At 68.1% G+C, this 23,414-nt stretch carries 23 protein-coding genes and 2 tRNA genes; all 25 read left to right on the top strand.

Annotated elements, in window-relative coordinates:
* Nucleotides 1-155 precede the first annotated feature (155 nt).
* The 25 genes from GWK15_RS25745 (at nucleotide 156) to GWK15_RS01900 (ending at nucleotide 23,376) form a co-directional block, all read left to right on the top strand.
* Complete coding sequence (locus tag GWK15_RS25745) at nucleotides 156-428, top strand: HU family DNA-binding protein (protein WP_211844046.1); 273 nt, start codon at nucleotides 156-158, stop codon at nucleotides 426-428.
* 74 nt (nucleotides 429-502) lie between these two features.
* Nucleotides 503-574: transfer RNA gene (locus GWK15_RS02015), tRNA-Val, on the top strand.
* Between the two features lie 220 nt (nucleotides 575-794).
* A tRNA-Asp gene (locus GWK15_RS02010) sits at nucleotides 795-871 on the top strand.
* Nucleotides 872-1,090: 219 nt separating this feature from the next.
* Entirely contained in the window at nucleotides 1,091-1,459 is a 369-nt protein-coding gene (locus GWK15_RS02005; RefSeq protein WP_168038557.1) for an NADH-quinone oxidoreductase subunit A, read from the top strand.
* Between the two features lie 7 nt (nucleotides 1,460-1,466).
* The gene (locus tag GWK15_RS02000) at nucleotides 1,467-2,024 is read left to right on the top strand and encodes a NuoB/complex I 20 kDa subunit family protein (protein ID WP_168038555.1); all 558 of its coding nucleotides are present in this window, start codon (nucleotides 1,467-1,469) and stop codon (nucleotides 2,022-2,024) included.
* A complete protein-coding gene (locus GWK15_RS01995) occupies nucleotides 2,017-2,685 on the top strand; it encodes an NADH-quinone oxidoreductase subunit C (protein ID WP_211844047.1) in 669 nt (222 codons plus the stop codon). The genes GWK15_RS02000 and GWK15_RS01995 overlap by 8 nt, the downstream gene beginning before the upstream one ends.
* Nucleotides 2,682-3,908 (top strand): NADH-quinone oxidoreductase subunit D, encoded by a 1,227-nt coding sequence (locus GWK15_RS01990; RefSeq protein WP_168038553.1) that lies wholly within the window; start codon nucleotides 2,682-2,684, stop codon nucleotides 3,906-3,908. Before GWK15_RS01995 ends, GWK15_RS01990 begins: the two co-directional genes overlap by 4 nt.
* Entirely contained in the window at nucleotides 3,905-4,525 is a 621-nt protein-coding gene (locus tag GWK15_RS01985) for an NADH-quinone oxidoreductase subunit NuoE (RefSeq protein WP_168038551.1), read from the top strand. The genes GWK15_RS01990 and GWK15_RS01985 overlap by 4 nt, the downstream gene beginning before the upstream one ends.
* A 1-nt stretch (nucleotide 4,526) precedes the next feature.
* On the top strand, nucleotides 4,527-5,822 hold the full coding sequence (nuoF, locus tag GWK15_RS01980) for an NADH-quinone oxidoreductase subunit NuoF (RefSeq protein ID WP_168038549.1): 1,296 nt from the start codon (nucleotides 4,527-4,529) through the stop codon (nucleotides 5,820-5,822).
* A gap of 6 nt (nucleotides 5,823-5,828) precedes the next feature.
* Nucleotides 5,829-7,874 carry an NADH-quinone oxidoreductase subunit NuoG gene (nuoG, locus tag GWK15_RS01975; protein WP_168038547.1) on the top strand — a complete coding sequence of 682 codons (2,046 nt, stop codon included), beginning with the start codon at nucleotides 5,829-5,831 and terminating at the stop codon, nucleotides 7,872-7,874.
* Nucleotides 7,875-7,878: 4 nt separating this feature from the next.
* Entirely contained in the window at nucleotides 7,879-8,892 is a 1,014-nt protein-coding gene (gene nuoH / locus GWK15_RS01970; protein WP_168038545.1) for an NADH-quinone oxidoreductase subunit NuoH, read from the top strand.
* Between the two features lie 13 nt (nucleotides 8,893-8,905).
* Nucleotides 8,906-9,394: an NADH-quinone oxidoreductase subunit NuoI gene (gene nuoI, locus GWK15_RS01965; protein WP_168038543.1), complete on the top strand. Its 489-nt coding sequence runs from the start codon at nucleotides 8,906-8,908 to the stop codon at nucleotides 9,392-9,394.
* Between the two features lie 7 nt (nucleotides 9,395-9,401).
* Nucleotides 9,402-10,088, top strand: coding sequence for an NADH-quinone oxidoreductase subunit J (locus tag GWK15_RS01960; protein ID WP_168038541.1), 687 nt, complete (start codon nucleotides 9,402-9,404; stop codon nucleotides 10,086-10,088).
* Nucleotides 10,072-10,398, top strand: a complete 327-nt coding sequence (nuoK, locus tag GWK15_RS01955; RefSeq protein ID WP_456306824.1) for an NADH-quinone oxidoreductase subunit NuoK — start codon at nucleotides 10,072-10,074, stop codon at nucleotides 10,396-10,398. Before GWK15_RS01960 ends, nuoK begins: the two co-directional genes overlap by 17 nt.
* 4 nt (nucleotides 10,399-10,402) lie before the next feature.
* Nucleotides 10,403-12,319: an NADH-quinone oxidoreductase subunit L gene (gene nuoL, locus GWK15_RS01950; RefSeq protein WP_168038539.1), complete on the top strand. Its 1,917-nt coding sequence runs from the start codon at nucleotides 10,403-10,405 to the stop codon at nucleotides 12,317-12,319.
* On the top strand, nucleotides 12,316-13,827 hold the full coding sequence (locus GWK15_RS01945; protein WP_168038537.1) for an NADH-quinone oxidoreductase subunit M: 1,512 nt from the start codon (nucleotides 12,316-12,318) through the stop codon (nucleotides 13,825-13,827). Before nuoL ends, GWK15_RS01945 begins: the two co-directional genes overlap by 4 nt.
* A 4-nt stretch (nucleotides 13,828-13,831) precedes the next feature.
* Entirely contained in the window at nucleotides 13,832-15,253 is a 1,422-nt protein-coding gene (nuoN, locus tag GWK15_RS01940) for an NADH-quinone oxidoreductase subunit NuoN (protein WP_168038535.1), read from the top strand.
* On the top strand, nucleotides 15,250-15,984 hold the full coding sequence (locus GWK15_RS01935) for a biotin--[acetyl-CoA-carboxylase] ligase (protein WP_168038533.1): 735 nt from the start codon (nucleotides 15,250-15,252) through the stop codon (nucleotides 15,982-15,984). The genes nuoN and GWK15_RS01935 overlap by 4 nt, the downstream gene beginning before the upstream one ends.
* Nucleotides 15,984-16,802, top strand: coding sequence for a type III pantothenate kinase (locus tag GWK15_RS01930; protein ID WP_168038531.1), 819 nt, complete (start codon nucleotides 15,984-15,986; stop codon nucleotides 16,800-16,802). The genes GWK15_RS01935 and GWK15_RS01930 overlap by 1 nt, the downstream gene beginning before the upstream one ends.
* A 5-nt stretch (nucleotides 16,803-16,807) precedes the next feature.
* The gene (locus tag GWK15_RS01925) at nucleotides 16,808-18,454 is read left to right on the top strand and encodes a ribonuclease J (protein WP_168038529.1); all 1,647 of its coding nucleotides are present in this window, start codon (nucleotides 16,808-16,810) and stop codon (nucleotides 18,452-18,454) included.
* Nucleotides 18,455-18,503: 49 nt separating this feature from the next.
* Nucleotides 18,504-19,397, top strand: a complete 894-nt coding sequence (locus GWK15_RS01920) for a tetratricopeptide repeat protein (RefSeq protein WP_168038527.1) — start codon at nucleotides 18,504-18,506, stop codon at nucleotides 19,395-19,397.
* A 64-nt stretch (nucleotides 19,398-19,461) separates the two neighbouring features.
* The gene (locus GWK15_RS01915) at nucleotides 19,462-19,725 is read left to right on the top strand and encodes a DUF1467 family protein (RefSeq protein ID WP_168038525.1); all 264 of its coding nucleotides are present in this window, start codon (nucleotides 19,462-19,464) and stop codon (nucleotides 19,723-19,725) included.
* Nucleotides 19,726-20,142: 417 nt separating this feature from the next.
* Nucleotides 20,143-21,456, top strand: a complete 1,314-nt coding sequence (proS, locus tag GWK15_RS01910) for a proline--tRNA ligase (RefSeq protein ID WP_168038523.1) — start codon at nucleotides 20,143-20,145, stop codon at nucleotides 21,454-21,456.
* Nucleotides 21,456-22,703 carry a lipoprotein-releasing ABC transporter permease subunit gene (locus GWK15_RS01905; RefSeq protein ID WP_168038521.1) on the top strand — a complete coding sequence of 416 codons (1,248 nt, stop codon included), beginning with the start codon at nucleotides 21,456-21,458 and terminating at the stop codon, nucleotides 22,701-22,703. The genes proS and GWK15_RS01905 overlap by 1 nt, the downstream gene beginning before the upstream one ends.
* Nucleotides 22,696-23,376 (top strand): ABC transporter ATP-binding protein, encoded by a 681-nt coding sequence (locus tag GWK15_RS01900; protein ID WP_168038519.1) that lies wholly within the window; start codon nucleotides 22,696-22,698, stop codon nucleotides 23,374-23,376. Before GWK15_RS01905 ends, GWK15_RS01900 begins: the two co-directional genes overlap by 8 nt.
* The last annotated feature ends 38 nt before the right edge of the window (nucleotides 23,377-23,414 follow it).

Raw genomic sequence — 23,414 nt, 5'->3', positions numbered from 1 at the left:
GCGCTTTTGCCGCATCGGATGCCGGAAACGGCGGTTTTCCGCCGCGAATCGGATGGTCTCTCGTTGACGCTGCGGAATCGGCGCTCCTACTCTCCGCCCCGACCTGGTCGGCCGACTCGCCGGCCCGTCATCCGCACCAACGGAGGGGATACCCAGTGAACAAGCAGGACCTCATCACCGCCGTCGCCGAGGCGGCCGATCTCCCGAAGGCGAAGGCTGGCGACGTCGTCGACGCCGTGTTCGAGGCGATCCAGAAGTCGCTGAAGAAGAAGCAGGAAGTCCGCCTGGTCGGCTTCGGCACCTTCTCGACCTCCAAGCGCAAGGCCGGCAAGGGCCGCAACCCGCGCACGGGCGAGGAGATCAAGATCCCGGCGAGCACGACCGTCCGCTTCAAGGCCGGCAAGGGCCTGAAGGACGCCGTGAACTGATTTCGTCCACCAGGACGGAAGACCGGGGGGCTGGCCTGCAAGGGCCGGCCCTTCGTGTTATTGGGACGGCGTGCGGGCACTTAGCTCAGCGGTAGAGCGCCTGTCTTACACACAGGATGTCGGCGGTTCGAACCCGTCAGTGCCCATTCTTTTCCGCCCCCGCGGGGGCTGGAAAAGGATCCCCCGGAGGGGGAGAGCAGCGACCCGCGACGCCCCGCGTCGCGGCGCGGACCACCGCAAGCGACACTTCCGCGCGCTCTCCACACGCGACATGCACCACGATCTCCATCCTGCTGCGGAATCTCCACGAACCCCCGCTTGACTAACCCAACGCGTGGCCGTATCCCCCGCCACCTGTCGCGGTGAGCGGGTGTAGCTCAGTTGGTTAGAGCGCCGGCCTGTCACGCCGGAGGTCGCGGGTTCGAGCCCCGTCACTCGCGCCACGCGACGGAATACGAAGCCAAAGCGGCGCTTCAGGAGCCATCCTGGAGCGCCGCTTTCGTTTTGTCCGGATGACGCCTGATTCAGGTTGAAAACATCCCTGCGCGCCCTATGGCGAAGCGCGGCGAGCGGGGCTAATGTCCGGCCACGCTGCGCTGCGGCATCACGCCGGGCGCCGCGCTGTCATGCCCGGAACAGGGCAGGGGAGAATCGAGGCGCACATGACCCAGCCCTTGCTGGCCGACTATTTCCCGATCCTCGTCTTCCTGGGCATCGCCGGCGGCATCGCCATCGCCATGGTTGGCGGGGCCTACCTCGCGGCGCGGCAGAAGCCCTATGCGGAGAAGCTGTCCACCTACGAATGCGGCTTCGCGCCCTTCGAGGATACGCGCCACCGCTTCGACGTCCGATTCTACCTAGTCGCCATCCTCTTCATCATCTTCGACCTCGAGGTGGCGTTCCTGTTTCCCTGGGCGATCGCGCTCGGGGACATCGGCTGGCTCGGCTTCGGTTCGATGATGGGCTTCCTCTTCGTGCTGACGGTCGGCTTCGTCTACGAGTGGCGCAAGGGCGCCCTGGACTGGGAGTGACCGCAGCATGAGCGGCGCGAACAACGAGATCGCCTGGAACAGCCAGGCCCTTCAGCCGGGTGCGGCGCAGGACGCGGTGATCAACGCCGTGACCGACGAGATCCAGGACAAGGGATTCGTCGTCGCGAACATCGACAAGGTCGTGAACTGGGCGCGGACCGGTTCGCTGTGGCCGATGACCTTCGGCCTGGCGTGCTGCGCCGTGCCGATGATCCACGCCTACATGGCGCGCTACGACCTCGACCGCTTCGGCGTGATCCCGCGCGGGTCGCCGCGGCAGTCCGACGTGATGATCGTGGCCGGCACGCTGACCAACAAGATGGCCCCCGCGCTGCGCAAGGTCTACGACCAGATGAGCGAGCCGCGCTGGGTGATCTCGATGGGGTCCTGCGCGAACGGCGGCGGCTACTACCACTACTCCTACAGCGTGGTGCGCGGCTGCGACCGCATCGTGCCGGTGGACGTCTACGTGCCGGGCTGCCCGCCCACGGCCGAGGCGCTCGTCTACGGCATCCTGCAGTTGCAGAAGAAGATCCGGCGGACGGGGACCATCCTGCGTGGCTGAGAACGAGATCGCGGCGGCCGAGCCGGCCGCGCCCGAGAATCCGCTGCGCGCGCTGGGCACGGCGATCGCCGCCGCTGCCGGCGGCGCGGTGACCGAGGTCGAGCTCGCCCGTGGCGGCGCCGAGCTGGTGCTGCGCGCGCAGCGCGACTCGTTGATCCCGCTGATGCTCCTGCTGCGCGACGACCCGCGCTTCGCCTTCGAGCAGTGCATGGAGCTCTGCGGCGTCGATTGGCCCGAGAAGGCCGAGCGCTTCGAGGTCGTCTACAACCTGCTCAGCCTGTCACATAACCACCGCGTCCGCGTGATCGTGACGACGGATGGCGTCGCAAGCGTCCCGTCGGTCGTCGGCATCTGGCCGAGCGCGACCTGGTTCGAGCGCGAGACCTGGGACATGTACGGCGTGGTCTTCGAGGGCCAGCCGGACCTGCGCCGGATCCTGACCGACTACGGGTTCGAGGGGCATCCGCTGCGCAAGGACTTCCCGCTGACCGGCTTAGTCGAGCTCCGCTACGACGAGGAGCTGAAGCGCGTGGCCTATGGCCCGGTAAAGCTCACGCAGGAATTCCGCAGCTTCGACTACCTCAGCCCCTGGGAGGCGATGACCACGCTGCCCGGTGACGAGAAGGTCCACCTGAACCGTCTGGAGGGGCCGAAGGAATGAACAGCCAGGCCATCATCCCCGCCGGCGAGGCCGCCGAGACCGTGACGCGCAGCGTGGAGGTCGACAGCCACACCATCAATTTCGGCCCCCAGCATCCGGCCGCGCACGGCGTTCTGCGCCTCGTGCTCGAGATGAAGGGCGAGGTGGTGGAGCGCGCCGATCCGCATGTCGGCCTGCTGCACCGCGGCACCGAGAAGCTGATCGAGTACAAGACCTACATCCAGGCGCTGCCCTATTTCGACCGCCTGGACTACGTCGCGCCGATGAGCATGGAGCATTCCTTCGCCATCGCGACGGAACGGCTCCTCGGGATCGAGGTGCCGGAGCGCGGGCAATACATCCGCGTGCTGTTCGCCGAGCTATCGCGGTTGCTGAACCACCTGCTCAACATCACCACCTACGCGATGGATTGCGGCGCCATCACGCCGGCGCTGTGGGGCTTCGAGCAGCGCGAGACGCTGCTGGAGTTCTACGAGAACGTCTCGGGCAGCCATTATCACGCGAACTACTTCCGCCCGGGCGGCGTGGCCAAGGACCTGCCGGCGGGGCTCGAGCAGAAGATCGCCGACTGGGCCGCGAAGTTCCCGGCCTTCATGGACGACCTCGAGCGGCTGCTCTCCGAAAACCGCATCTTCAAGCAGCGCACCGTCGACATCGGCGTGATGAGCGCTGAGCAGGCGATCGAGTGGGGCTTCTCGGGGCCTTGCCTGCGCGCCTCCGGCTGCGCGTGGGACCTGCGCAAGGCGCAGCCATATGACGTCTACGACCGCATGGAATTCGACGTCCCGGTCGGGACGCGTGGCGACTGCTACGACCGTTATCTCGTGCGCATGCTCGAGATGAAGGAGAGCCTGAAGATCGTGAACCAGTGCCTGGCGCAGATGAAGCCGGGCCCGGTCAAGGTCCAGGACAACAAGATCGCGCCGCCGAAGCGGAGCGAGATGAAGCGCTCGATGGAGGCGCTCATCCACCACTTCAAGCTCTACACCGAGGGGTACCACGTGCCGGAAGGCGCGACCTACACGGTGACGGAAGCGCCGAAGGGCGAGTTCGGCGTCTACCTGGTGGCGGACGGCACGAACCGGCCGTACCGCTGCAAGATCCGCTCGCCCGGCTATGCGCATCTCCAGGCGATGGAGGTGCTTTCCAAGGGCCACATGCTCGCCGACGCCGTGGCGATCATCGGCTCGCTCGACGTCGTCTTCGGGGAGATCGACCGGTGACCGCCCCCCACCACGAGGAGCCCGCTTCCTTCGCCTTCGACGCGGAGAGCGAGGCCAAGATCGCGACCATCATCAAGCGGTATCCGGAGGGCAAGCAGGCCTCCGCGGTGATCCCGCTGCTGTATGTCGTGCAGAAGCAGATGGGCCGGCTGACCGGCAGCGCCTGGGTGCCGCGGGTCGCGATGGATGTCGTGGCCGAACGGCTCGGCATGCCGCCGATCCGCGTCTACGAGGTCGCGACCTTCTACTTCATGTTCAACACCAGGCCGATCGGCAAGTACCACCTGCAGGTGTGCGGCACGACGCCGTGCTGGCTGCGGGGCTCGGACGAGGTGCTGCGCGCCTGCAAGGACGCCGGCGGGCTGAAGGGCTACGGCGACACCAGCGCCGACGGCAACTTCACGCTGACCGAGATGGAATGCATGGGTGCCTGCGTGAACGCGCCGATGATCGCGGTCGACGACGACTACTACGAAGACCTCGACTACGAGAGCACCGTGAAGCTGATCGAGGCGCTGAAGCGCGGCGAGCGGCCGGCGCCGGGCAGCGTGACCGGCCGGCGTTCCAGCGAGGCGGCCGGCGGTGCCACGGCGCTGACCGGCGCGGAGAGCGAGTGACATGGCCCTTTCCGACAAGGACCGCATCTTCCAGAACCTGTACGGGTTCCAGCCCTGGAACCTCTCGGCGGCGCGCAAGCGCGGCTGTTGGGATGGCACCGCGGCGATCCTGGCCAAGGGCCGCGACGCGATCATCGAGGAAATGAAGAACTCCGGCCTGCGTGGCCGCGGCGGCGCCGGCTTCCCGACCGGCATGAAGTGGTCCTTCATGCCGAAGCAGTCGGATGGCCGTCCGTCCTACCTCGTGGTGAACGCGGACGAGTCCGAGCCCGGCACCTGCAAGGACCGCGACATCATCCGCCACGACCCGCAGACGCTGGTCGAGGGCTGCCTGATCGCCGGCTTCGCGATGGGCGCGGTCGCCGGCTACATCTACATCCGCGGCGAGTATTACAACGAGAGCGTGGTGCTCGAGGCCGCGATCCAGGAAGCCTATGACGCGGGGCTGCTGGGCAAGAACGCCTGCGGGTCGGGCTACGATTTCGACCTCTATGTCCATCGCGGGGCAGGGGCCTACATCTGCGGCGAAGAGACGGCGTTGATCGAGAGCCTCGAGGGCAAGAAGGGCATGCCGCGGCTGAAGCCGCCGTTCCCGGCGGCCGTCGGCCTCTATGGCTGCCCGACCACGGTGAACAACGTCGAGACCATCGCTGTCGTGCCGACCATCATGCGGCGTGGCGCGAGCTGGTTCTCCTCCTTCGGGCGGCCGAAGAATTCGGGGACGAAGATCTTCTGCATCCAGGGGCACGTGAACAATCCGTGCAACGTGGAAGCGGAGATGAGCATCCCGATGCGCGAGCTCATCGAGCGCTATGCCGGCGGCGTGCGGGGCGGGTGGGACAACCTGCTCTGCGTGATCCCGGGCGGGTCGTCGACGCCGCTGCTGCCCAAGCACATCTGCGACGACGTGCTGATGGATTTCGACGCGCTGCGCGAGCATCGCTCGGGCCTCGGCACCGCGGGCGTGATCGTGATGGACAAGTCCACCGACGTGATCAAGGCGATCGCGCGGCTCGCGGCCTTCTACAAGCATGAGAGCTGCGGCCAGTGCACGCCCTGCCGCGAAGGCATGGGCTGGCAGATGCGCCTGATGAACCGCATGGTCGAAGGCAATGCCGAGATCGAGGAGATCGATCTCCTCGAGAACGTCACGCGCCGCATCGAGGGGCACACCATCTGCGCGCTCGCGGATGGTGGCGTCTGGCCGGTGCAGGGGCTGATCCGGCATTTCCGGCCGCTGATGGAAGAACGCATTATGGCCTACAAGGCGCGCCACCAGCGCCTGGCGGCGGAGTAAGGCGCCATGGCGAAGGTTACCGTCGACGGCATCGAGGTCGAGGTCCCGAACGGGTCCTCGGTGCTGCAGGCCTGCGAGGCTGCGGGCAAGGAAATCCCCCGCTTCTGCTACCACGAACGCCTGAGCGTCGCCGGCAACTGCCGGATGTGCCTGGTGGAAGTGGAGAAGGCGCCGAAGCCGGTCGCCTCATGCGCCTTCCCCGTGAATGACGGCATGAAGGTGTTCACCGACACGCCCGTCGTGCGCCAGGCGCGGCGGAACGTCATGGAATTCCTGCTGATCAACCATCCGCTCGACTGCCCGATCTGCGACCAGGGCGGCGAGTGCGACCTGCAGGACCAGGCCTACGCCTACGGCGCCGATTCGTCCCGCTACGGCGAGGCGAAGCGCGCCGTGAAGGACAAGGACATCGGGCCGCTCATCAAGACGGTCATGACGCGCTGCATCCAGTGCACGCGCTGCGTCCGCTTCTCGGCCGAGGTCGCGGGCACGCCGGAGCTCGGCGGCACCAACCGCGGCGAGAACATGGAGATCGGCACCTATGTCGAGAAGGCGCTGACCTCCGAGCTCAGCGGCAACCTGATCGACATCTGCCCGGTCGGCGCGCTGACCTCGCGGCCCTACGCCTATGTCTCGCGGCCTTGGGAGCTGAAGAAGACCGAGAGCATCGACGTGCTGGACGCGGTCGGCGCGAACATCCGCGTCGATGCGCGCGGTCCCGAGGTGCTGCGCATCATCCCGCGCATCAACGATGCGGTGAACGAGGAGTGGATGGCCGATCGTGGCCGCTTCTCCTTCGACGGGCTGAAGCGGCGACGGCTCGACCGTCCCTGGGTGCGCAAGGACGGGAAGCTGGTCGCGGCGACCTGGCCGGAGGCCTTCGCGGCCATCGCCACCAAGTTCTCCGCGCTGCCGGGCGACCGCATCGGGGCCGTCGCCGGTGCGCTGGCCGATGCCGAGAGCACGCTCGCGCTGAAGGACCTGATGGCGGCCTACGGGTCGGCCAATCTCGACTGCCGTGACGATGGAGCGGCGATCGATGCCTCACGGCCGGAGTTCTATCGCTTCAACACGACCATCGCCGGCATCGACGAGGCCGATGCGCTGCTGATCATCGGCAGCGATCCGCGCAAGGAAGCGCCGGTGCTGAACGCGCGCATCCGCAAGCGCTGGACGCAGGGCAAGTTCCCGGTCGGCTATGTCGGGCCGCGCGGGCTCGACCTGACCTATCCGGCGCAGCACCTGGGCGAGACGCTCGCCGCGCTGGAAGGGTCCGCCTTCCTCGAGACGCTGAAGGCCGCGCAGAAGCCGATGCTGATCCTCGGCCGTGGCGCGCTGCAGCGTCCGGACGGGGCGGCGGTGCTGGCGGCGGCGTGGAAGATCGCGGTCGAGACCGGGATGCTGACGGCCGAGTGGAACGGCTTCAACCTGCTGCACCTGTTCGGCGGCCAGGTCGGCGGGCTGGAACTGGGCTTCCTGCCCGGCGCCGGCGGCAAGGACCTCAACGCCATGCTGGCCGGCGGGGTCGACGCGCTGTGGCTGCTCAATGCGGACGGCTTCGATCCGGCGCGCATCCCGGCGAGCACCTTCGTGATCTACCAGGGGCACCATGGTGACGCGATGGCCGCGCGGGCCGACGTGATCCTGCCCGGCGCGGCCTATACCGAGAAGGACGCGACCTGGGTCAACACCGAGGGTCGTGCGCAGCGCGGGCTGCTCGCCATCTTCCCGCCCGGCGAGGCGAAGGAGGATTGGCGCATCATCCGCGCCTTCAGCGAGGGCGTCGGCAAGACGCTGCCCTACAGTGACGCGAGCGCGATCCGGCTGCGCCTGGCGCAGGCCAGCCCGGTCTTCGCACGGGTGGGGGAGGTGGTCCGGGCCGGCATCGCCGACACGACGGGCCCGGCCGGCGATGCGGGGGCGGTGAACACCATGCCCTTCGTGTTGCCGATCCCCGTCTATCACCAGGCGGATGTCGTCAGCCGAGCCTCGGACGTGATGGCGCAATGCGCCGCGATCTACGGGCCGGCGCCGGCCCTGGCGGCGGAGTGACGCCATGATGGACTTCCTGTTCAACCACCCGATCGGGATCCTGATCCTGACCGTGGTGAAGGCGCTGGCGCTGCTGGTGCCGCTGCTGGTGGGCGTCGCCTACCTCACCTATGCGGAACGCAAGGTGATGGCGGCCATGCAGCTGCGCAAAGGGCCGAACGTGGTCGGGCCCTTCGGGCTGCTGCAGCCCTTCGCTGACGCCATCAAGATGCTGATGAAGGAAACGATCGTGCCCACGGGCGCGAACCGGGTCCTGTTTCTGCTGGCGCCGATGCTGACCTTCGCGCTCGCGATGATCGCCTGGGCAGTCATCCCGGTGAATGACGGCTGGGCGATCGCCGACATCAATGTCGGCATCCTGTACCTGTTCGCGATCAGCTCGCTCGGCGTCTACGGCGTCATCATCGCGGGCTGGGCGTCGAACTCGAAATACGCCTTCCTCGGCGCGCTGCGCTCGGCGGCGCAGATGGTCTCCTACGAAGTCTCGATGGGCTTCGTCATCGTGACCGTGCTGCTCTGCGTCGGTTCGCTGAACCTGACGGAGATCGTGCGCGCGCAGCAGACGGTGTGGTTCGCCATCCCGCTCTTCCCGATGTTCGTGATCTTCTTCATCTCGACGCTCGCTGAGACCAACCGCGCGCCCTTCGACCTGCCGGAAGGCGAGTCCGAGCTCGTGGCGGGCTTCTTCGTCGAATACAGCTCGATGTCCTTCGCGCTGTTCTTCCTCGGCGAATACGCGAACATGATTCTGATGTCGTCGCTGACGACGATCCTGTTCCTGGGCGGGTGGCTGCCGCCGATCGACATCGCGCCCTTCAACTGGATCCCGGGGCCGATCTGGTTCGTTCTGAAGATCTGCCTCTGCCTGTTCACGTTCATCTGGGTCCGCGCGACCTTCCCGCGCTACCGCTACGACCAGCTCATGCGCCTCGGCTGGAAGGTGTTCCTGCCGTTCTCGCTCGTGTGGCTGGTGCTGACGGCGGCGGTGCTGAAGCTGACCGGCTGGCTGCCGGCTTGATGGGGCTCTGAGAATGGCAACCCTCGATCGCGCCGCACGCAGCCTGCTCCTCTCCGAGCTCGTCTCGGGCATGGCGCTGACGCTGAAGTACTTCTTCAAGAAGAAGGCGACCATCAACTACCCCTTCGAGCGCGGCCCCCTCGGCCCGCGCTTCAAGGGAGAGCACGCGCTGCGCCGCTATCCCAACGGGGAAGAGCGCTGCATCGCCTGCAAGCTGTGCGAGGCCGTCTGCCCCGCCCAGGCCATCACTATCGAGGCCGAGCCGCGCGAGGACGGATCCCGCCGGACCACGCGCTACGACATCGACATGACGAAGTGCATCTACTGCGGCCTCTGCGAGGAGGCCTGCCCGGTCGATGCCATCGTCGAGGGGCCCAACATGGAATTCGCCGCCGAGACGCGCGAGGAGCTGATCTACACGAAGGAGAAGCTGCTCGATAACGGCGACCGCTGGGAGCCCATGCTCGCCGAGCGGTTGCGCCTCGACGCGCCCTATCGGTGACCGTGCGATGATCGCAGCGCTTTCCTTCTACGCCTTCGCCGCCATCCTGATCGCCTCCGCGGTCATGGTGGTGACCAGCCGCAACCCGGTGCACTCGGTCCTGTTCCTGATCCTGGCCTTCTTCAACGCGGCCGGGCTGTTCCTGATCGCGGGCGCCGAGTTCCTCGCGATGATCCTGGTCATCGTCTATGTCGGCGCGGTCGCGGTGCTGTTCCTCTTTGTCGTGATGATGCTGGACATCGACTTCGCGCAGCTGCGCGAGGGCTTCCAGCGCTACGCGCCGATCGGGGCGATCATCGGCGCCATCCTGCTGATCGAACTGTTCATGGTGCTCGCGACCTGGCGCTTCGCGCCGGAGGCCGCGACGCTGCGGCTGAATCCGACGCCCGCCGGCGTGACCAACGCCGAGGCGCTGGGCCGCATCCTCTACACGGACAACATCTTCCTCTTCCAGGCCTGCGGCCTGGTGCTGCTGGTCGCCATGATCGGCGCCATCGTGCTGACGCTGCGCGAGCGGCCCGGCACGCGCCGGCAGAGCATCGCCGAGCAGGTCGCCCGCGCCGGCACCGTCAGCGTGCGCTCGGTGCCGCTCGGCGCCGGGCTCAAGGAGATCGGCATCGCCCGACCGCCGGCGCCCGAGGAGGAGAAGCCCAAGCAGGTGGAGCACCACCATGGCCATGGGGGGCATCACTGAGATGGCCGTCTCGCTCGCGCATTACCTGACCGTCTCGGCGATCCTGCTCGTCCTCGGTGTCTTCGGCATCTTCCTCAACCGGAAGAACGTGATCGTCATCCTGATGTCGGTCGAGCTGATCCTGCTCGCGGTCAACCTGAACATGGTCGCTTTCTCGGCCGCGCTCGGGGACCTCACGGGCCAGGTCTTCACCATGTTCATCCTGACGGTGGCGGCCGCGGAGGCCGCGATCGGCCTCGCCATCGTCGTCATCTACTTCCGCAACCGCGGAACGATCGAGGTCGAGGATATCTCGACCCTGAAGGGCTGAAGCGATGTTCGTCGGGGCCGTCTTCTTCCCGCTGCTGGGTGCGAGCATCGCAGGCTTCTTCGGTCGCTGGATCGGCGACCGGGCCGCGCAGCTCGCGACCGTCATCTGCATGGCTCTGGCCGCGGCCTGCGGGCTGACCGCCTTCTGGCAGGTGGCACTCGGCCATTCCTCCCAGACGATCGAGCTGCTGACCTTCGTCGATGTCGGCGGGCTCGAGGTGTCCTGGGCGCTGCGCTACGACACGCTCTCGGCCGTCATGGTCGGAATGGTCACGCTGATCTCGACGCTGATCCACATCTACAGCGTCGGCTACATGTCGCACGACCCGAACCGGCCGCGCTTCTTCGCCTACCTCTCGCTCTTCACCTTCATGATGCTGATGCTGGTGACGGCGGACAACCTCGTGCAGCTGTTCTTCGGCTGGGAGGGCGTCGGCCTCGCCTCCTACCTGCTGATCGGCTTCTGGTACGAGAAGGAGAGCGCCTGCGCCGCGGCGATGAAGGCCTTCATCGTCAATCGCGTCGGCGACCTGTTCTTCATGCTCGGCCTGGCGCTGACCTTCTGGACCTTCGGCTCGGTCGAGTTCAGCACGATCTTCGGGTCGATCGACCAGCACATGGACGCGACCTTCGCAGGCTTCCGCGCCTATGAGGTGATCGGCGTCCTGCTGTTCCTCGGCGCCTGCGGCAAGTCCGCGCAGCTCGGCCTGCACACCTGGCTGCCGGACGCGATGGAAGGCCCGACGCCGGTCTCGGCGCTGATCCATGCCGCGACGATGGTGACCGCGGGCGTCTTCCTCGTCGCGCGCATGTCGCCGGTCTTCGAGTATGCGCCGACGGCGCTGGCCATCGTGACCGTGGTCGGGGCCTCGACGGCGCTGTTCGCCGCGACGATCGGCTGCGTGCAGAACGACATCAAGCGCATCATCGCCTACTCGACCTGCTCGCAGCTCGGCTACATGTTCTTCGCGGCGGGCGTCGGCGCCTATCAGGGCGCGATCTTCCACCTGTTCACCCACGCCTTTTTCAAGGCGCTGCTGTTCCTGGGCGCGGGATCGGTCATCCACGCGATGTCGGACGAACAGGACATCCGCAAGATGGGTGGCATCTGGAAGAAGATCCCCATCACCTATGCGGTGATGTGGATCGGCTCCCTCGCGCTCGCGGGCGTGCCCTACTTCGCCGGCTACTACTCGAAGGACTTCGTGCTCGAGGCTGCCTTCGCCGCGCATTCGGGTGTCGGCACCTATGCCTTCTGGTGCGGCATCGCGGCTGCCTTCCTGACGGCTTTCTACTCCTGGCGCCTGATCATCCTGACCTTCCACGGCACGCCACGCGCCGACCATGACACGATGGAGCACGTGCACGAGAGCCCGGCCGTGATGCTGGTGCCGCTGCTGGTGCTCGCCGCCGGCGCGGTGCTGACCGGCGCGGTCTTCGCGCCGAACTTCATCGGTCATCACTGGGAGGAGTTCTGGCGCGGCGCCATCGTCAATGCGCAGCACAACGAGATCATGCACCACGTCCACGAGGTGCCGGAGTGGGTGCCGCTGCTGCCGACCGTGCTCGGCCTGTCGGGCATCGGCCTCGCCTACATCCTCTATATGCTGGCGCCGTCCATCCCCGGGCAGCTCGCCTCGACATTCGGCGGCGTGTACCGCTTCCTGCTGAACAAGTGGTACTTCGACGAGCTGTATGACGCGATCTTCGTCCGCCCGACGCGTGCCCTCGCGCGCGTGCTTTGGCAGACGGGCGACGCGACCATCATCGACGGCGTGCCGAACGGCGCTGCCTCGCTCGCCGCCGATGTCGCGCGGGGCGCGGTGCGCCTGCAGACCGGCCGCGTTGCCTCCTACGCCTTCACCATGATCGCGGGGCTCGCGGTCTTCGTCACCATGCTCGCCTTCGGAGCCGCCCGATGAACGCCGCCGGCTTCCCGCTGCTCAGCCTGCTGACCTTCCTGCCGCTGGCGGGGGCAGTCTTCATTCTCACCCTGAAGGGCGAGGACAAGGTCGTCGCCGACAATGCGCGGTGGGCGGCGCTGTGGACCAGCCTGATCGTCTTCGCGCTGTCGCTGATCCTGTGGTTCCGCTTCGACAAGACCGATCCGGGCTTCCAGTTCGTCGAGCGCCTGGACTGGCTGACGGACTTCGGCATCACCTACCACATGGGCGTGGACGGCATCTCGGTGCTGTTCGTGCTGCTCTCGACGCTGCTGACCCCGATCTGCGTGCTGGCGTCCTGGGACGCGATCCAGACCCGCGTGCGCGAGTACATGGTCGCCTTCCTCGTCCTCGAGACGATGATGGTCGGCATGTTCGCCGCGCTCGACTTCATCGTCTTCTACGTGTTCTTCGAAGGCGTGCTGATCCCGATGTTCCTCATCATCGGGGTGTGGGGCGGCAAGCGCCGCGTCTACGCGTCCTTCAAGTTCTTCCTCTATACGCTGCTCGGCTCGGTGCTGATGCTGCTGGCGATCCTGCTGCTGTGGTATCGCGCCGGCACGACCGACATCCCGGCGCTGTTCCAGCACGCCATCCCGCCGGCGGTGCAGACCTGGATCTTCCTCGCCTTCTTCGCCTCCTTCGCGGTGAAGGTGCCGATGTGGCCCTTCCACACCTGGCTGCCGGATGCCCACGTCGAGGCGCCGACCGCGGGTTCGGTGATCCTGGCGGGCGTGCTGCTGAAGATGGGTGCCTACGGCTTCCTGCGCTTCAGCCTGCCGCTGCTGCCGCATGCCTCGGCCGATTTCGCGCCGGCCATCTACGTCCTGTCCATCGTCGCGGTCGTCTACACCTCGCTCGTGGCGCTGGCGCAGGAGGACATGAAGAAGCTGATCGCCTACTCGTCGGTCGCCCATATGGGCATCGTCACGCTCGGCATCTTCACCTTCAACGTGCAGGGGCTGTCCGGCGCGCTGTTCACCATGCTCTCGCACGGCGTGGTCTCGGGGGCGCTCTTCCTCTGCGTCGGCGTGCTCTATGACCGCGTCCATTCGCGCGAGATCGCGCGCTACGGCGGGGTCGCGAAGATCATGCCGTCCTACGCGCTGGTCTTCATGCTGTTCACCATGGCCTCGGTCGCGCTGCCCGGCCTCGCCGGCTTCCCCGGCGAGTTGCTGGTCATCGTGGCGGCGTGGAAGGGGAACCCGACCGTCGCCTTCGGCGCGGCGCTCGGCATGATCCTGGGCGCGGCGTACATGCTCTACCTCTACAAGCGGGTCGCCTTCGGGCGCATCACGAAGGACGACCTTCGCGGGCTGCTCGACATGTCGCCGCGCGAGCACCTGGTCTTCGCGCCGCTCATCCTCCTCGCGATCTGGATGGGCGTTTCCCCGCAGACCTTCCTCTCCTTCTTCGAAGCCTCGGTCACGGCCCTGGTGGTGCGGCACGAAGCCGCGCTCGGCGCCGCCCGCCTGGCGGGGATGTAAGCCGATGAACTGGACCCTCGCCCTGCCGGAGCTGGTGCTCGCGCTCTCCGGCCTCGCCATCCTCGGCATCGGCGTGCTGCCGAAGCGCAACACGCATTTCGCCTGCGCCATGGCCGCGGTCGGCGCCTTCCTGCTTGCCGCCGCGCTCGCGATCGGCGCGCCGGAAGGTTCGGCCTTCGGCGGGCAGATCGTCTCGGACGCCTTCACCCGCTTCGCCAAGGTGCTGATCCTGATCGGCGCGGCGGCGGGTGTCGTGCTCTCGCTCGACTACAATGCGCGGGAAGGGCTCGACCGCTTCGAGTATCCGGTGCTGTTGGTCTTCGCGACGCTCGGCATGATGGTCATGGTTTCGGCCAACGACCTGATGGCGCTCTATGTCGGGCTCGAGCTGCTGTCGCTCAGCCTCTATGTCGTCGCCGCCTTCAACCGCGACGATGAACGCTCGGCCGAGGCGGGCCTCAAGTATTTCGTGCTGGGTGCGCTGGCCTCGGGGCTGCTGCTCTACGGCTCCTCGCTGACCTATGGCTTCACCGGCACGACGAATTTCGACCGCATCGCCGATGCGCTGTCGGATCCGTCCAAGGCCAGCGCCGGCCTCGTGGTTGGCATGGTGTTCGTGATCGTCGGCCTGGCCTTCAAGGTCTCGGCCGTGCCCTTCCACATGTGGACGCCCGACGTCTATGAGGGCGCGCCGACCCCGGTCACGGCCTTCTTCGCCGCCGCGCCGAAGGTCGCCGCGATCGGCCTGTTCGCCCGCGTGCTGGGTGGACCCTTCGGGGACCTCGCCGGCCAGTGGCAGCAGGTGATCGTGCTGATCTCGCTGCTCTCGATGGTGCTCGGCGCCTTCGCGGCGATCGGGCAGTCGAACATCAAGCGACTGATGGCCTATTCCTCGATCGGCCATGTCGGCTACGCGCTGGTCGGCCTCGCCGCGGCCTCCGAGGCGGGCATGCGCGGCCTGCTCGTCTACATGGCGATTTACCTGCTGATGAACCTCGGCGCCTTCGCGGTGCTGGTGGCGATGCGCCGGCAGGGCAGGGCGGTCGAGCGGGTGGAGGACCTCGCTGGCCTCGCGCGGACCGACCTGTCCATGGCCGTGTGGATGGCGATCTTCATGTTCTCGATGGCCGGCATCCCGCCGCTCGCCGGTTTCTTCGGCAAGATGTTCGTCTTCAAGGCGGCCATCGATGCGGGTCTCTGGACGCTCGCCATCGTCGGCGTGCTGTCCTCGGTCGTCTCGGCCTTCTACTACCTGCGCATCGTGAAGGTGATGTTCTTCGACGAGACGGCGGGCGCGCTCGACCCGCGTCCGGCGAGCGTCTCCTTCGTGATGACGGCCTCGGGCGTCTTCACCACGCTGTTCTTCCTCTACCCGGCGCCGCTGGTGGCGGCGGCGCAGGCGGCGGTCGCCGCGCTGCTCGGGTGACGGCGGCGCACCGCTTCCGCCTCCGCGTCCACGAGGCGCTGCCGAGCACCTCGGACCTCGTGGCGCGACTGGCGGACGCGGGGGAACCTGACGGCCTCGCGGTCCTCGCCCGCCGCCAGACGGCGGGACGGGGCACGCAGGGGCGGTCCTGGGAAGGGCCTTCGGGCAACCTGCACATCACCATGCTGCTGCGCCCGGCCGAGCCGATGCGGCATGCGCCGCAATGGTCGCTGCTGGCCGCCGTCGCGCTTGCCGACGCCGTCGCGCCTTTGCTGCCGGACCCGACCATCCTGTCGTTGAAGTGGCCGAACGACCTATTGCTTGGCGGCGCCAAGGCGGCCGGCATCCTCACGGAAGCCTCGGCCACGTCGGAGGGCGGCATTGCCTGGCTGTCGATCGGCATCGGGGTGAATCTGGCGCATGCGCCGGAGGTGCCGGGGCGCCGGACCGCCTGCCTTGCGGAGACCGGCATCGCGCCCCCGGTGCCCGAAGTCTTTGCCGAGGCGCTGCTGAGCGCCATAGACCGCCGCCGGACCGAACGCGCGCTGGAGGGCTTCGGCCCCGTCCTCGCCGCCTGGCTGGCCCGCGGGCCTGCCCTCGACACCCATCTTGCCATCCGCCGCCAGGGCGCCGAGATAGCCGGCCGTTTCGCAGGCCTGGCCGAAGATGGCAGCCTGCTGCTTGCCAGCGGCGGTCGCGTCCATGCCGTCGCCTCCGGGGAGGTTGCCTGATGCTGCTCGCCGTCGACGCCGGCAACACCAATGTCGTCTTCGCCGTCCATGACGGGAAGGAATGGCGCGGCCGCTGGCGCATCGCGACCCGTGCGGACAGGACCTCGGACGAATACGCGGTGTGGCTGCTCGCGCTGTTCCAGCACAGCGGGATCAACGCCAACGACGTCACCCGCTGCGTCATCGGGACCGTGGTGCCGGCGGCGCTCTACAACCTCCGCCGGCTCTGCCGCGACTGGTTCGACACCGAGCCCCTGGTCGCCCGCGCGCCGCTCAACTGGGGCTTCCAGATCCGCGTCGACCAGCCCAACGAGGTCGGCGCCGACCGCCTGCTGAACGCGCTGGCGAGCCACCACCATTACGGCGGCCCGCTGATGGTGATCGACTTCGGCACCGCCACCACCTTCGACGTGGTGGACAGCGACGGCGCCTATCTCGGCGGCGTCATCGCGCCGGGGATCAACCTGTCGATCGAGGCCCTGCACAAGGCCGCCGCCCGCCTGCCGCGCATCGGCATCGGCCGTCCGCAGGCGGTGATCGGGCGTTCGACCGTGCCGGCCATGCAGTCCGGCATCTACTGGGGCTATGTCGGGCTGATCGAGGGCCTGGTCGCGCGCATCAAGGCCGAGTACGGCAATCCGCTGAAGGTCATCGCGACCGGCGGCCTCGCGCCACTCTTTGCCGAGGGCACCCTTGCCATCGAGCGGACCGACCCCGACATCACGCTTGAGGGCCTTCGCCTCCTCGCCGACCGCAACCCGGTCCCCGTCTTCCACCATTCTGCGCTGCGCGACCCGCTGCGATCGGATTCCGACTGAACGACATGAACGCAGTAACCGGCGACCTCGCTTTCATCCCGCTCGGCGGGACGGGCGAGATCGGCATGAATCTCAACGTCTATCGCTGTGACGATGCGCTGCTCGCGGTCGATTGCGGCCTCGGCTTCGCCGGGGCGGACAATCCCGAAGTGGACGTCATGGTGCCGGATCCCACCTGGCTCGCGGAACACCGCGACCGCCTGGTCGGCATGGTCATCACCCACGCGCATGAGGATCACCTCGGCGCCGTCGCGCATCTCTGGCGGCAGTTCCGCTGCAAGGTGCTCGCCACGCCCTTCGCCGCGGCGGTGCTGACGCGCAAGCTGACCGAGGCCGGCATCATCCATGAGGTGCCGCTCGAGGTGATCCAGCCGCGCGGGCGCTTCCGCCTCGGGCCCTTCGACTGCGAGTTCATGCCTGTCGCGCATTCCGTGCCGGAATCCCAGGCGCTGGTGCTCCGCACGCGCCACGGCATCGTGCTGCACACCGGCGACTGGAAGCTCGACCCCGACCCGCTGGTCGGCCCCCGGACGGATGAGGCCGCCTTCGCCGCTCTCGGCGAGGAAGGCGTGCTCGCCATGGTCTGCGATTCCACCAACGCCATGGTGGAGGGCCATTCGGGCAGCGAGGCGGATGTCCGGCGCAACCTCGCCGCGCTGATCCGCGGCCTCAAGGGGCGCGTGGCGGTGACCGGCTTCGCCTCGAACGTGGCGCGGCTGGAATCGATCGCGCTCGCGGGCCGCGCCGCCGGACGGCAGGTGTCGCTGTTCGGCCGTTCGCTGCGGAACATCGAGCAGGCGGCGCGCGACTGCGGCTACCTGAAGTCCATCTCGCCCTTCGTTCCGGAGGAGGAGGCAGGCTTCCTCCCCGACGACGAGATCCTGCTGATCTGCACCGGCAGCCAGGGCGAACCGCGCTCGGCCATGGCCAAGATCGCCGAGGACACCCACCCCAACATCGCGCTGGGGGAGGGTGACACGGTGATCTTCTCCTCCCGCCGGATCCCGGGGAATGAGCGTGCCATCCAGCGCGTGCAGGACGGCCTCGCCCGCCGCGGCTGCCGGGTGATGACGGATGAGGACCACATGGTCCATGTCTCCGGCCATCCGGCGCGGGACGAGCTGCGCCGCCTCTATGCGCTGGTGAAACCGCGCTTTTCCGTGCCGGTGCACGGCGAATGGCGGCACATGCAGGAACATGCCGCCCTCGCCACCGATTGCGGCGCGAAGCCGTTCCTGATCGAGGATGGCGACGTGCTGCGCCTGTCGGGCAACCGGCCGGAGGTGGTGGAAGGGATCCCGACCGGCCGCCTGGCGGTGGACGGGGACCGGCTGATCCCGATCGACGGCAGCCTGCTCGCCGCGCGTCGGCGGATGATGTTCAACGGCGTGGTGATGGCCTCGCTGGCGGTGGATGGGCAGGGCAGGGTGCTCGGCAGCCCGCAGATCTCGGCGCCTGGGCTGTTCGAGATGGGCGACCCCGACCCCGGCCTGATCGCCGAGGATCTGCGCCGCGCGGTCGGCGACATGCCCGCCGCGCTGAAGCGCGAGGACGACCAGTTGCGCGAGGCGGTGCGCAGTGCCGTCCGCAAGGCGGTCGGGCGCCGGCTGCGCAAGCGGCCGACCGTCGAGGTTCACCTCCTGCGCGTCTGACGCGTCGGGCGGCGTGACCTTGGGGCGGCCGGCGCGCTACGATCGCCGCATGGCTCGGTTGTCCTGCCATGCCCTGCGCGTCTTCGCCCTGGTCGCGACGCTGCTTGCCGCGGGCGGCTGCGCGCTGATCGAGACCCCCGCGACGACAGCGGTTCCCAGCACGCCCCCGCCCGCGCCGAGCGCCACCGACCTGAGGGAAGGGGCCCGGCTGCAGCGTTCCGCCGTGGCGTTGATGTCGCCCCGCGGCAACCGTCCAGCGGACCCCGAGGGGGCCGCGCGCCTCGTCGAGCAGGCGGCGCAGCTCGGCGACCCGGACGCGCAACTGATGCTGGCTCACGGCCATCTGAGCGGCGCCGGCGGCTCGCGCGATGCCGCTGCTGCCTTGGTCTGGCTGCAGCGCGCCGCCCAGCAGGGCCAACCCGAAGCGCAATATCGCCTGGCACAGCTCCTCGAGGCCGGGGACGGCACGGCCCGCGACGTTGCCTGGGCGGCCGTCTGGTTCCAGCGCGCGGCCGAACGAGGCCTGCCGCAGGCGCAGTTCGCGCTCGCCATGCTGCAGGTCGCGGGAGAGGGAACCGCGCGCGACGAGGCCGAGGCCCTCGCGCGCTTCACGATCGCGGAACAGCGGGGCGTCGCCGCCGCGGCGCGGTATCGGGCTGCCCTGCAGGGACGCGTGCCGCCGGCCGCGGCGCGCCAGGCCCTCGGCCGCGTCCGAGGCGAAACGGCGCGCGGGCCGGTCCCGCCGGTCGACCGCGCCCTGGTCCGCTTCGCACAATCGACGCTTGCCGCGCGCGGGTCCTGGATCGGTCCGGTCGATGGCCGGGACAGCCCGGCGATCCGCGTCGCGCTGACCGCCTTTGCGCGCGAACAGGGCCTGCCGGCCGAATCGCCCTTCGCGCCGGCGGTCGTCGACCGGCTGCGCCAGGTCGCCGGGCGGCGCTGAGGCCCTTGCCCCCTGCTACCCCCGGGACTAGGCAGCGCGGGCCAAGTGCAGGGGTTCGGCGCGCATGACCTGGTTTACCGGTATCGTGGTCTATCTGCTGGTCTGGTGGACGGTGCTGTTCTGCGTCCTGCCCATCGGCACGCGCCCCGATTCCGAGGGCGATCCGGCCGCAGGCGGCTGGCGCGGGGCGCCGGTCGCCGCGAATCTGGGGTGGAAGGCCCTCGCGACCACGGTGCTCGCCGCCGTCATCTGGGTCGGCATCTGGTACATGGTGCAGAGCGAATGGCTGTCCTTCCGCACGGGCATCCTCGCCATGCCCGCGGACTGATCATCGATTGAGCGGTTTGGTGGGGATTTGAGCGAGAAAAGTGCAGGGAGCGGCTGAACGCCGCTTTTTTGATCCTGCACACGGGTATTTTCCGTTGTTCGCCGAGCCCCGGCCGACCATCCTTGGTCTCAGGAAGAGGTTGGTTCTCTTCCTGCCGTGTGACTGGCGTTTCCTCCCTAAACTTGGGCCGCGACCTCTGGGGCGCGGCCCTTTTTTTTTGTCTTAACGGCCGCGGCTGGCGGCCTCAAGCATAAAGTGAGTGCTTCTGGCCTTCTTGCGACCGAAAATGTCGCTGCGATGCAGCATCGAGACTTGTTCTTTCCCAATGCGGGATGTCCCGCGGCCCCTTCCGGCGACCCCGCCGCATCGCTAGGTTCGCGCCCGATTCCACAGCCGATCGCCGCGAAGGATTGAACCTTGCGCCTCTCCCGCGCCTTCCTGCCCACGCTCAAGGAAACCCCGGCCGAGGCGCAGATCGCCTCCCACCGCCTGATGCTGCGCGCCGGGCTGATCCGGCAGACCTCCGCCGGGATCTACGCCTGGCTGCCGGCCGGGCTGCGCGTGCTGCGCAAGGTCGAGCAGATCGTGCGCGAGGAGCAGGACCGCGCCGGCGCGCAGGAAATCCTGATGCCGACCATCCAGCCGGCCGAGCTGTGGCGGGAGTCCGGCCGCTACGACGACTACGGCAAGGAGATGCTGCGCATCCGCGACCGGCATGAGCGGGAGATGCTGTTCGGCCCGACCAACGAGGAAATGGTCACCGACATCTTCAAGCAGTTCGCCAAGTCCTACCGCGATTTGCCGCGCAACCTCTACCACATCCAGTGGAAGTTCCGCGACGAGGTGCGCCCGCGCTTCGGCGTGATGCGCGGCCGCGAATTCCTGATGAAGGACGCCTATTCCTTCGACCTGAACAAGGAAGGCGGCGAGCACTCCTACCGGCAGATGTTCCTAGCCTATCTGCGCACCTTCCAGCGCATGGGACTGACGGCGGTGCCGATGCGCGCCGATACCGGGCCGATCGGCGGGAAGCTGTCCCATGAGTTCATCATCCTGGCCGAGACCGGGGAGAGCGGCGTCTTCTACGACGCGGGCTACGAGGAGACGGATTGGGCGGGGTCCAACGTGTCCTTCGACGATGTGGACGGGCTGAAGGCCTTCTTCGACCGCGTCACCGCGACCTATGCCGCGACAGACGAGATGCATGACGAGGCCGCCTGGGCCGCGGTGCCGGAAGCGCGCCGCCGCGAAGGGCGCGGCATCGAGGTCGGGCACATCTTCTTCTTCGGCACCAAGTACAGCGCGCCGCTCGGCCTGTCGGTGACCGGTCCGGACGGCGTGCCGGTGATTCCGGAGATGGGATCCTACGGTATCGGCGTCTCCCGCCTGGTGGGCGCGCTGATCGAGGCGAACCACGACGAGGCCGGCATCAAGTGGCCCGACGCGGTCGCACCCTGGTCGGCCGCGATCCTCAACCTGCGCCCCGGCGACGCGGCGACGGATGCGATGTGCGAGACGCTCTATGCGCGCCTGGGCGACGAGGTCGTCTATGACGACCGCAGCGCCCGCGCCGGCGAGAAGTTCGCCGACGCCGACCTGATGGGCTTCCCCTGGCAGGCGATCGTCGGCCCGCGCGGGGCCGCGGCCGGCAAGGTCGAACTCAAGCGCCGGGCCACCGGGGAACGCGCGGAGGTCTCGCTCGAGGACGCCGTCGCGAAGATCCGCGGCTGATGTTCAACGCCTTCGAGCGCGCCGTCGCCTTCCGATACCTGCGCGCCCGCAAGGGGGAGCGGTTCGTGTCGGTGATCGCGATCTTCTCGCTGGTCGGCATCGCGCTCGGCGTGGCGACGCTGATCATCGTGATGAGCGTGATGAACGGCTTCCGCGCGGAACTGCTGGGCCGGATCCTCGGGTTGAACGGGCATATCGGCGTCTATGCCGCCGAGGGACCGTTCCGCGACTACGACGCGGTGACCAACCGCATCCGCGCCATCCCGGGCATCGTCTCGGCGACGCCGATCGTCGAGGGGCAGGTGCTGATCACGAGCGAGCGGGGCGGGGCCTCGGGCGGCCTCGCGCGCGGCATCCGGCCGGAGGATCTGCGCGCGCGGCGGATCATCGCGGATGGCATCCGCTGGGGCAGCCTGGCTGATTTCCAGGGCGAGGATGCGATCATCCTCGGCACGCGGCTCGCGAACCGGTTGCGGGTGACGGTGGGGGACAGCGTCTCGCTGGTGGCGCCCCAGGGGCGGACGACGGTGTTCGGCACGGTGCCGCGGGTGAAGTCCTACCAGGTCGTCGCCTTGTTCGACGTCGGGATGAACGAATACGATTCCTCCTTCGTCTTCCTGCCGCTCGAAGCCGCGCAGCTTTACTTCCAGCAGCGCGGGGCGGCGACGCAGATCGAGGTCTTCGTCCAGGATCCGACGCGGGTGCGCACCATCATGCGGGAGATCCGCGAGCGTGCCGGCAGCCCGGTGACGGTGCTGTCCTGGCAGGACGCGAATTCCTCCTTCTTCAACGCCGTGCAGGTCGAACGGAACGTGATGTTCCTGATCCTCACGCTCATCATCATCGTGGCGGCGTTCAACATCGTCTCCTCGCTGATCATGATGGTGAAGGACAAGGGCAGGGACATCGCGATCCTGCGGACCATGGGGGCGACACGCGGGGCGGTGATGCGGATCTTCCTGCTCTGCGGTGCGTCGGTCGGCGTGCTGGGGACGCTGATCGGCTTCCTGATCGGCGTCGTGTTCTGCTGGAACATCGAGAGCATCCGCCAGGCGCTGCAGTCCCTGTCGGGGACCGAGCTGTTCAGCCCGGAGGTCTATTTCCTCACGCGGCTGCCGGCGATCCTGGACTACAACGAGGTCGCGCAGGTGGTCGGCATGGGGCTGGTGCTGTCGCTGCTCGCGACGCTCTATCCATCCTGGCGGGCGGCGAAGACCGATCCTGTGGAGGCGCTGCGCAATGAGTGAGCCGCCGCTGCGCCTCGCCGCCGTCGAGCGGCGCTACAAGTCCGAGGCCGGCGAATTGCCGGTGCTGCGCGGAGCCGACCTGACGTTGGCGGCGGGCGAGATCGTCGCGCTGGTCGCACCCTCGGGCACGGGCAAGTCGACGCTGCTGCACCTCGCGGGGCTGCTCGAGAAGCCCGATGGCGGGGAGGTCTTCGTCGAGGGGAAGGGGGCCGGGACGCTGTCCGACGATGCGCGGACGGGCATCCGCCGCACGACGATCGGTTTCGTCTACCAGTTCCACCACCTGCTGCCGGAATTCACGGCGGAGGAGAACATCGCGCTGCCGCAGATGGCCGCCGGCGTGTCGCGGCGGGACGCGAATGCGCGGGCGCATGAGCTGCTCGCGGCCTTCGGGCTGACGGGGCGCGAGACGCATCGGCCGGGTAAGCTGTCGGGCGGCGAGCAGCAGCGCGTGGCGATCGCGCGCGCGCTGGCGAACCGCCCGCGCATTCTGCTGGCAGACGAGCCGACCGGGAACCTCGACGTCGGCACCTCGGACCGGGTCTTCGCGGAACTGCTGGAGCAGGTGCGCGGCCATGGCGTCGCGGCCTTGGTGGCGACGCACAATCCGGAACTGGCCCGCCGCATGGACCGCATCGTGACGCTTCAGGACGGCCGCATCATCCCAGCCTGAAAGTATACAAAGAAGGTTGGGGGGCTCGGGGGGAAGTT

Source organism: Neoroseomonas oryzicola (assembly GCF_012163135.1).
Lineage (GTDB): Bacteria > Pseudomonadota > Alphaproteobacteria > Acetobacterales > Acetobacteraceae > Neoroseomonas > Neoroseomonas oryzicola.
This window is presented reverse-complemented; position numbering and strand designations above follow the sequence as displayed.

What these genes read in the sequence shown, in the direction of transcription:
- GWK15_RS02005 (WP_168038557.1), top strand. Translation starts at nt 1,091, where the DNA reads ATGACCCAGCCCTTGCTGGCCGACTATTTCCCGATCCTCGTCTTCCTG.
- GWK15_RS02000 (WP_168038555.1), top strand. Translation starts at nt 1,467, where the DNA reads ATGAGCGGCGCGAACAACGAGATCGCCTGGAACAGCCAGGCCCTTCAG.
- GWK15_RS01990 (WP_168038553.1), top strand. Translation starts at nt 2,682, where the DNA reads ATGAACAGCCAGGCCATCATCCCCGCCGGCGAGGCCGCCGAGACCGTG.
- nuoF (WP_168038549.1), top strand. Translation starts at nt 4,527, where the DNA reads ATGGCCCTTTCCGACAAGGACCGCATCTTCCAGAACCTGTACGGGTTC.
- nuoG (WP_168038547.1), top strand. Translation starts at nt 5,829, where the DNA reads ATGGCGAAGGTTACCGTCGACGGCATCGAGGTCGAGGTCCCGAACGGG.
- nuoH (WP_168038545.1), top strand. Translation starts at nt 7,879, where the DNA reads ATGATGGACTTCCTGTTCAACCACCCGATCGGGATCCTGATCCTGACC.
- nuoI (WP_168038543.1), top strand. Translation starts at nt 8,906, where the DNA reads ATGGCAACCCTCGATCGCGCCGCACGCAGCCTGCTCCTCTCCGAGCTC.
- GWK15_RS01960 (WP_168038541.1), top strand. Translation starts at nt 9,402, where the DNA reads ATGATCGCAGCGCTTTCCTTCTACGCCTTCGCCGCCATCCTGATCGCC.
- nuoK (WP_456306824.1), top strand. Translation starts at nt 10,072, where the DNA reads ATGGGGGGCATCACTGAGATGGCCGTCTCGCTCGCGCATTACCTGACC.
- nuoL (WP_168038539.1), top strand. Translation starts at nt 10,403, where the DNA reads ATGTTCGTCGGGGCCGTCTTCTTCCCGCTGCTGGGTGCGAGCATCGCA.
- GWK15_RS01945 (WP_168038537.1), top strand. Translation starts at nt 12,316, where the DNA reads ATGAACGCCGCCGGCTTCCCGCTGCTCAGCCTGCTGACCTTCCTGCCG.
- nuoN (WP_168038535.1), top strand. Translation starts at nt 13,832, where the DNA reads ATGAACTGGACCCTCGCCCTGCCGGAGCTGGTGCTCGCGCTCTCCGGC.
- GWK15_RS01930 (WP_168038531.1), top strand. Translation starts at nt 15,984, where the DNA reads ATGCTGCTCGCCGTCGACGCCGGCAACACCAATGTCGTCTTCGCCGTC.
- GWK15_RS01925 (WP_168038529.1), top strand. Translation starts at nt 16,808, where the DNA reads ATGAACGCAGTAACCGGCGACCTCGCTTTCATCCCGCTCGGCGGGACG.
- GWK15_RS01920 (WP_168038527.1), top strand. Translation starts at nt 18,504, where the DNA reads ATGGCTCGGTTGTCCTGCCATGCCCTGCGCGTCTTCGCCCTGGTCGCG.
- GWK15_RS01915 (WP_168038525.1), top strand. Translation starts at nt 19,462, where the DNA reads ATGACCTGGTTTACCGGTATCGTGGTCTATCTGCTGGTCTGGTGGACG.
- GWK15_RS01905 (WP_168038521.1), top strand. Translation starts at nt 21,456, where the DNA reads ATGTTCAACGCCTTCGAGCGCGCCGTCGCCTTCCGATACCTGCGCGCC.
- GWK15_RS01900 (WP_168038519.1), top strand. Translation starts at nt 22,696, where the DNA reads ATGAGTGAGCCGCCGCTGCGCCTCGCCGCCGTCGAGCGGCGCTACAAG.